This is a genomic window from Rubrivirga sp., assembly GCF_049648075.1.
GTDB lineage: Bacteria > Bacteroidota > Rhodothermia > Rhodothermales > Rubricoccaceae > Rubrivirga.
On sequence record NZ_JBARYR010000580.1, the window covers coordinates 1 to 2773 of the forward strand.

The 2773-nt window shown below is 71.4% G+C and carries 3 protein-coding genes, 1 tRNA gene and 1 pseudogene; all 5 read left to right on the forward strand.

The window, feature by feature from the left end:
* Positions 1-385: pseudogene (locus WBA11_RS16080) on the forward strand (hypothetical protein); the annotation flags it as partial.
* Between the two features lie 34 nt (positions 386-419).
* Positions 420-629 (forward strand): hypothetical protein, encoded by a 210-nt coding sequence (locus WBA11_RS16085; protein WP_424521670.1) that lies wholly within the window; start codon positions 420-422, stop codon positions 627-629.
* A gap of 99 nt (positions 630-728) precedes the next feature.
* Positions 729-815: transfer RNA gene (locus WBA11_RS16090), tRNA-Ser, on the forward strand.
* Positions 816-900: 85 nt separating this feature from the next.
* Entirely contained in the window at positions 901-2352 is a 1452-nt protein-coding gene (locus WBA11_RS16095; RefSeq protein ID WP_424521671.1) for a TolC family protein, read from the forward strand.
* 56 nt (positions 2353-2408) lie between these two features.
* A partial coding sequence (locus WBA11_RS16100; RefSeq protein WP_424521672.1) for a biotin/lipoyl-binding protein occupies positions 2409-2773 on the forward strand: 365 nt, incomplete at its 3' end.

Genomic DNA, 2773 nt, shown 5'->3' on the forward strand with positions numbered 1-2773 from the left:
GTCCTACACCGTCCGGGGGCGCGTCGGTGACCGCGTCCGCCTCGAGGTGCGCTCCGACGACTTCACGCCGTCGCTCACGCTGGTGGCTCCCGACGGCACCCGGATCGCGGCGTCGCCGGACGGCGACCGCGCTCGTATCCGAGAGACGCTGGCCCAAGGCGGCACCTTCCGCGTGATCGTGGGCGCGGCTGGTGGCGATGGCGCTTACCGTCTCACCCTCGAGCAGCAAGCGGCCGTCTCCGCCGACGACATCCCGCGTCTCCCCGGCGCGGATCCGCAACGCCCGGCGCCCCCGCCCGCCCAGGAGGAAGGCGGCGGCGATGGGGGAGAGGACTATGAGCCCCAACCGATCGGTGGCAACGCGCCATCGCCGGACGCTCCGTAGCTTTCGGCTCCCTCGACTGGGCACACGCCCCCGCATGAGCGAAGACGCTGACATCATCCGAGTCCCCAAGGCCCGCTTGCGCGAGGTCAAGGCCGAGATCGACGGCTTGAAGGGACAGCTCTCGTCGCTCCAGGGCGAGCACGCCGCCCTCCGCGAGGAGCACGAGAACCTGCGCGCGCACCTCAAGGGCTCGATCCGAGAAGTGGCCCGGTTGACCGAGGAGGTCGAGCGCCTGCGCCGCTAGCCTCGCCCTCGAGGCCGTGACATCGGTGGTGGAGCGGTTCGTGGCGTAGACGCACCGAGCGGAGCCATCGGCGGTAGCTTTGGGCGGACGCTCAGTCTCGGAGAGGTGGCAGAGTGGTCGAATGCGCTGGTCTTGAAAACCAGAGTGCCCTCACGGGTACCGTGGGTTCGAATCCCACCCTCTCCGCACGATCCTGCGCCGCCGGCCTCGAGGCCGGCGTGCAACCCGAGGCGGCTCGGCCCGTCTAGCGTCCGAGATTCCCCCGCCCTCGATGCGCGTCATCGCCCTGGTCTTGCTCGTGTCCGCCGCCGCCCAGGCCCAGGACAGCACCGTCGTCACGCTCGCCCGAGCCGTCGAGGTCGCCATCGAGCAGAGTCCGGAGGTCCGCCGCGGCGTGGTGGCCGATCGAGGACGAGGCCTGGCCGTCCGCTCGGCGCGGGCCGCGCGCCTGCCGAACCTGTCGCTGAGCGTCCAGCCGTCGCAGCGCTACGGGCTCGGGTTCGACCAGACGACGGGCGAGGTCGTGTCTCAGACCGTCGAGACGCTGGGGGCGAGCGCGTTCGCGTCCGTCCCGCTCTACGACGGAGGCCGGGCACGCGCCAGCGTCTTGGAGGCCGAGCGGCTACGAGAGTCAGCTGACGCGTCGCTCGTCCGGACGCGCCAGCAGGTCGCCCTCGAGGTCGCGCAGCAGTTCCTGACGCTCTTGCTCGACCGCGAGATCGCAGGTATCGAGGCCGAGCAACTCGAGGGCGCGCTCGCTCAGCAACGTCGCGTCGCGGAACTCGTCGAGGCCGGGGCGCGGGCGCGTGGCGACCTGATCGCGCAGAACGCCGTCGTGGCGGAGCGGCAGACGGCGCTGGTCGTGGCGCAGGGTGCGGTCCAGCGCGACCGCGTGATTCTGGTCCAACTCATCGGCCTCGATCCGCTCGAGACGTACCGGTTCGTCGGCCCCGACCTCGAGGGCCTGGAGCAGTCGGGGTTGTTCACCGCCGAGCTCGAGTCGCTCGAGACGTTGGTCGCGGCGGCTCTCGACACGCGCTCGGACCGCCGTGCGCAGGAGCTCTCCATCGAGGCCGCCCAGGCGTCCATCGGAGCGGCGCGGGCGGCGGGCCGGCCGAGCCTCGATCTCAGCGCGTCCGTTGGGACGGGCTACTCCAGCCTGCAGCAGCGCGCGATCGGCGTGCCGCCGGTGACGCCGGTGACCCTCGGCGACGGGACGCCGGTCCTGGTCGGGGGCGTCCCGCTCACGTTCCCCGGCAGCCCCGACTTCGAGACGACGCCCATCTTCAGCCAGTTCGGCGACAACCGGTCGGGCTCGGTCGGACTCACGCTGACCGTTCCGCTGTTCGATCGCTACCAGTCACGTCGCGGCGTGGTCGAGGCCCAGATCCGCGTCGAGGACGCTCAGATCTCGCTCGACGCCCTCGATCGGCAGGTCGCGTCCGAGGTTCAGCAGGCGGTCGTGGAGGCGCAGACGGCGCGCGCACGCTTGGCCGCGGCCGAAGCGCAGGTCGAGGCCTCGAGCGAGGCCTTGCGCGTCGAGCAGGACCGCTACCGACTCGGAGCGGGCACGTTGTACGACGTCGCCGAAGCTCAGACGCGACTCGCCCAGGCGCAGTCCTCGAGGGCGCAGGCCGCCTACGGCCTCGCCTTCCGCATCGCCCTCGTCCGCCTGGCCGTGGGCGACCTCGAGCCGTCCGCCCTGGCGGACCTGTTGGACTAGTCCCGTAACCTTCGGGCGGCGCGGCCGTCCAGAGCCTTCACCCGCCTCGACCTCGAATGAGCCCCACGAAGAAAATCCTGATCGGCCTGGGCGTCTTGGTCGTCCTCTTGATCGGCGCGGCCGTCATAATGGGCGGCGGCGAAGAAGGCATCGAGGTCGAGACCGCCGAGGCGCGCGTCCGCACGATCACGCAGACCGTCACGGCGTCCGGCACGGTCGCGAGCGAGGTCGAGGTCGCGATCTCATCGGACGTCTCGGGCGAGATCATCGTCCTGGCCGTCGAGGAAGGCGACCGCGTCCAACAGGGCGATCTGCTCCTGCGCATCCGCCCGGACTTCTACGCCATCGAGGCCGACCGGGCACGCTCGCAGATCGCGACGGCCCAGAGCGGCGTCGGCGAGGCGCAGTCGGCCGTTGCGGA